The 4,687-nt window shown below is 49.2% G+C and carries 3 protein-coding genes; 1 reads left to right on the forward strand and 2 read right to left on the reverse strand.

Annotation, left to right across the window (positions count from 1 at the left end; all coding sequences use genetic code 11):
• On the forward strand, window positions 1–1,296 hold a 1,296-nt coding region (locus HWQ67_RS13425; RefSeq protein WP_218253199.1), incomplete at its 5' end, for a tetratricopeptide repeat protein.
• Window positions 1,297–1,778: 482 nt separating this feature from the next.
• Here HWQ67_RS13425 and HWQ67_RS13430 read toward each other — a convergent pair.
• Window positions 1,779–2,720: an Rpn family recombination-promoting nuclease/putative transposase gene (locus HWQ67_RS13430; RefSeq protein ID WP_218253200.1), complete on the reverse strand. Its 942-nt coding sequence runs from the start codon at window positions 2,718–2,720 to the stop codon at window positions 1,779–1,781.
• Between the two features lie 217 nt (window positions 2,721–2,937).
• The coding region (locus HWQ67_RS13435; protein WP_218253201.1) for a sensor domain-containing diguanylate cyclase at window positions 2,938–4,687 on the reverse strand (1,750 nt) is incomplete at its 5' end.

Below are 4,687 nucleotides of genomic sequence, written 5' to 3' on the forward strand. Positions count from 1 at the left end.
GTGATCGTGAAACTCAGGGGGTTGCTTAAGAGATTGGGCAACAAGGAGGGGTTAGCGATTCTAAAGTCGGATGATGCGTATGAGGAAAAGATAGAAGCCCTCTTTCGCAATGTTTTTAAAAATGAGACTCCAACGATAATATATTTTGATGACTTTGAGCAGAACCTTGATCGTTACGGCAATGAACATTATTTAAAGGCTGATGCCATTGAAGTCATCCGTCTCTTTCTTGAGGCGGTTGACTGGACTGAGGGCAGGAGCAACGTTGTCATATCGAGCCGGTATCCATTCATCCTTGAACTTGGCGGTGAAAACCTGCCAGATAAGAAACTCTATGACATTGCGCTCATGTCCTTTTATGGCGCCGATTTGGGCAAGAAGATACGAGAGCTTGAATCTATCGCACAGAGCGAGCACGCTGCGTTGTATCTCAAATACGGCGGCGGCAATCCCCGGCTGCTGGAGTGGTTAAACGTCATCGCCAGGGACGAGGGCAAGTACGACCTGGCCGTCCTTGAGGCGAGGCTGCGGGGCAAGCAGGATGAGTTCATCCACGATTATCTTGCAGATGTGATCGCACAGACAGAGGGTGAGGGGTTCCACAAGTTCATTCAGAAGGCGGCGGTGTACGGGGAGCCTGTTGATGCGACGGCCCTTGAGGACTTTGGCGGTGATGGGTTCCTGGCCACAGGCGTTGACCTGACGTTGGTTGAGCGTGAAGACTTGAGTCGTGGTGAGTTTGTGTACTGGGTGACGCCCGTTATACGAGCAAGCATGTGGGGCAAGTTGACGGCTGCGGAACGGTTTGAGATGCACGGGCTGGCGTATCAGTGGTATGACGGTTGGATTGCAAAAGCCACGGCACCCAATTACAAGTACCTGGAGGAGGCCGTTTGTCACGCCCTTGAGGTGGGTAACATCCGTGGTGCGTGTCCTCATGCGCGTGCGTTGGGGGATTACTTTGACCGGATGGTCTTATATCGGCAGGGTCGGGCGATTATGGAAAAGGTCGCCGTAAGGGTCTCAGATGCGGTGGTGGATGAGGCCAAGGCAGCGAAAGATATAGCGGTCAGTCTTTTCCTTAATACGTATGCTACGTCATTGTGGAAGTTAGGAGATCAAAGGCAGGCGATTGCGTTTTACGAAAAATCACTTGATATCAGGCTGAAAGTCTATGGCGAAAGACATCCGGATGTGGCGACGACTTACAACAACCTCGCCTACGTATATAGTCACACAGGTGATCCTCAAAAGTCCGCCGAGTACACCGCAAAGGCCAAAGCGGCCCGGTCTTGAGGCCGTCGCTTTCCAGGCCTTGCTCCTGAGCAATCCTCCGAGCCAATTCCACATTGCAACGGAAGTTCCAGATTATAGGGTTCGAGTTATCGTATCCTCTTTATATTGCATGGTAAAAGAAAGAAGGAGGGCGGTTTACGGCAGGGGTGCCTCACCCCCTCCGCCCCCTCCTCAGACCTAATGCTGTTGACTTAAGGAAACATAGTGACTGTCTGAACCAGGATTGCACAGATTAAAGGATTTACAGGAAAAAAACACGAAACCTTCTTAACATAATCCTGATAATCTCTTAATCCGTTAAATCGTGGTTCAGACATCTTTATGCTTAAGTCAACAGCGTTACTCCTCAGACCTCCCCTGCAAGGGGGCCAGCCCCCCACTGAGCCGGGGGTCGCTGACCCCTTGACCCCATTTTACCATGCTTTTTTTAGAGGATACCATGCTGGATTGCTGTAACGGCAAAAATCACAGCCGGTTAAGCCTTAGGCTCCTCTGAGGTATATCCACAGGTCATCCACGGAGGCAGACTTCCGTAGCAGCGCCTTAAATGCCTGCAATTGCTCTATGCTCTCAAGGGTTCTGACTCTGTCCATAAGTGCGGTTGCCTCATCTGCGTACTTGATCTCAAGCATCCCTTCTATTCCCTCTATCAACCCTGTACGTTGGCCCTCTACAATGCCCTCGAGTCTGCCTTCGATCCTGCCTTCGATCTTGCCTTCGTCAAACGAATTTTCAAGCGCACCCCTTTCATCCTGTAATCTCATCTGCCAATATTCATACACTTCAAATTCTTTCTTGCTCCAGGTACCCTCATTTGCTATCTCATAGGCCTCCTTTATCTCAACAAAATCGGCACTTTTAGGCACCATCTCCAGTGAATACGCATTCTTGATGAAATATACCCACTTCTCTACGATGCTATCTACCTCATCCTCTGTCTTTGTGAACTTGGGCAGCTCTATAAAATTGAACTCAAAGTCTTTCAACTCCTGATTAAGCGTATCCGTGTTTAGTATCATATGCCTTGTTAAATAATTATCGCCATTGAATATCTTAAAATCCACGATACCTATATATATCACCTGATTAAGTACATGATAGTCATCTCCCTTACCCAACTGGGCAATATATGCCTTACTCGTATAATAAAGCACCCGTTTTTCAAATCCCTTTTGCTTTTGTACCTGTATCTCCACTATAAACGTTACGCCGCTCTTGTCTACCGCCTTGATATCCAGTATAGTTTCTTTAAGGCCCTCCATCTTGGGCATCTGATAGGGATTAAGTATCTCTATGTCACCGATCTCTCTATCCCCACGGAGGTCCAGCACGGCGTTTAAAAAAGATACCAGTATCTCTTTCTTGCGTTCGTTGCCAAATATCTTCTTAAAGGCTATATCACTTTTTACGTCAACAAATCTCATAGTTTATTCTAACACATGTTCATATCTTTATGTGCATAAAATCAGATGGGAACAGAGTCGCTCCCTCTTCTTTACGCCAGAGCAACGTTACTTTGTATCCTCTTAAAAAAGCATGGTAAAATGGGGTCAAGGGGGCTGGCCCCCTTGCAGGGGAGGTCTGAGGAGGGGGCGGAGCCGCCCTCCTTTTTTCTTTTACCATGAAATATAAAGAGCAACGTTACTTTGTATCCTCCAACATGTCCCTGGAGAAGACGTATGCCCTGTTGCGGCCATCGGCCTTTGCCTTGTACATGGCAACGTCGGCGTATTTGACGCACTGCCAGAAGTTATCCGCGTGTGTAGGGAATTCGCTTATACCGATGCTTACGGTCTTTTTCAGCACGCCCGATGGGTGTTCAACGGCGGTGTGTTCTACCGTTTTGCGTATTTTTTCAGCCACATCCAGCGCCCCCGTGCCGGAGACGTCAACCAGGATGACCAGAATCTCCTCGCCGCCGTAGCGCACCACGATGTCGGACTCCCGCACAGCATCTTTTATCAATCCGGCAACTGTCCTTAGGACGATATCGCCCGCGTCATGGCCAAAGGTGTCGTTGACCTGCTTGAAGTGGTCTATGTCAAGCATCAGGATGCCCAGGTTTGTCTTTCTCCTGAGCGCCTGGGCACTGAACTTAGGGCCTGTCTCCTGGATATATCTCCTGTTGTAGAGCTTTGTCAACTGGTCAACCAACGATTGCTCCCGCAGTAACTCCATGAACGTCTTTGCCTCGATGACCGACTCCCCTTCCTGCAGGTAGCTCTTGACGTAGGGGATCACGGAGTGCAAACGCCCGGAATCCCCGACAGGGTAGATCAACTGGATGACATAACCAACCCGTCCGCCCACATACAGCGGAATGCAGTAGTGACACGGCCTGACGTTGCCTATGATCAGCGGCGGCGTAAAGCTCAGACATATGGATGTAAACTCCCCCGAGTCCACGATACCGCCCGTCCTCTTTGCCCTGCACTCATTGGTGTTGGTCAATATTTCTTCGTTGCAATAACAATTCCAGTCCTGAGAGTCTCCGGTACCGGGAAGCCCCTGTGAGAGACCCTCGGCAGAGAGGATTGACATTACATCATGCTCGTTATCGATTTCGTAGATACAGAACGTTGTAATGTCCATCTCTGTGAGTATCTGCTGAAACCTTAGAAATATGTCAAACTTACTGGTGTCCTTTTCAATTGTCCGCTTGAAGTAGTATACCTTGACAAGGCTGTCAACCGTGTTTACCGTATCCGTTATGGCATTGCCGCTTTTTGATACCTCATAGCCTATCAGCAGCGATACCCTGCTGCTTATGGCGGAGAGCGTCTGTGAGAGGTTGGCGCTCATGTGGTTAAAGCCATCTGCCACATCGCCGGCCTCATCCCTCAGCGGGACGTCAATGGATTCACTGAAGTCACCGTACTGTGCCCGCTGAAAGCCACTCCTGAGACGCTGAAACAGTTCCGTGTACGGCTTAAAAAAGACGTAGATCAGGTACAACGTTCCGAGCGAAAAGATCAGCGATATGGTAACCATATAATACATGGAAAATATCCCCTGTTGTTTCTGCTTTGACAAGTCCATTACCAGGGATATGGCGCCGAGCAGTTCACCCTCTATTGCCTGATGACAGGTGATACACCTGGCCTTCTGGTCCGATACCGCCTTATAGGGTATCACCAGGGCATACTCGACTTCCGTGGCAAATAAACTATCCTTCAGATCGTCTCTTTGCTCCCCTTTCTGCAGTGCCTCAGACTCCAGCGCAGACAACGACTGTCCCTTTACCACAGACTCTCCAAACTGTTTGATAACACTTGTCCCCCTCAGTATCTTTAACTCTTTTAATCCATATGCGTACTTGAGTCTGTCCAAAAACACGTCCCGCTTGTCGTAGACCCCCAGGACCATAAACGATGTGATGGCATCCCTTGTC

The sequence above is a fragment of the Candidatus Magnetobacterium casense genome, from assembly GCF_019173545.1.
Taxonomy (GTDB): Bacteria; Nitrospirota; Thermodesulfovibrionia; order Thermodesulfovibrionales; family Magnetobacteriaceae; genus Magnetobacterium; species Magnetobacterium cryptolimnobacter.

Bases quoted from the DNA above. Each gene is read 5' to 3' on its own strand.
- HWQ67_RS13430 (WP_218253200.1), bottom strand. From the start codon at position 2,720: ATGAGATTTGTTGACGTAAAAAGTGATATAGCCTTTAAGAAGATATTT.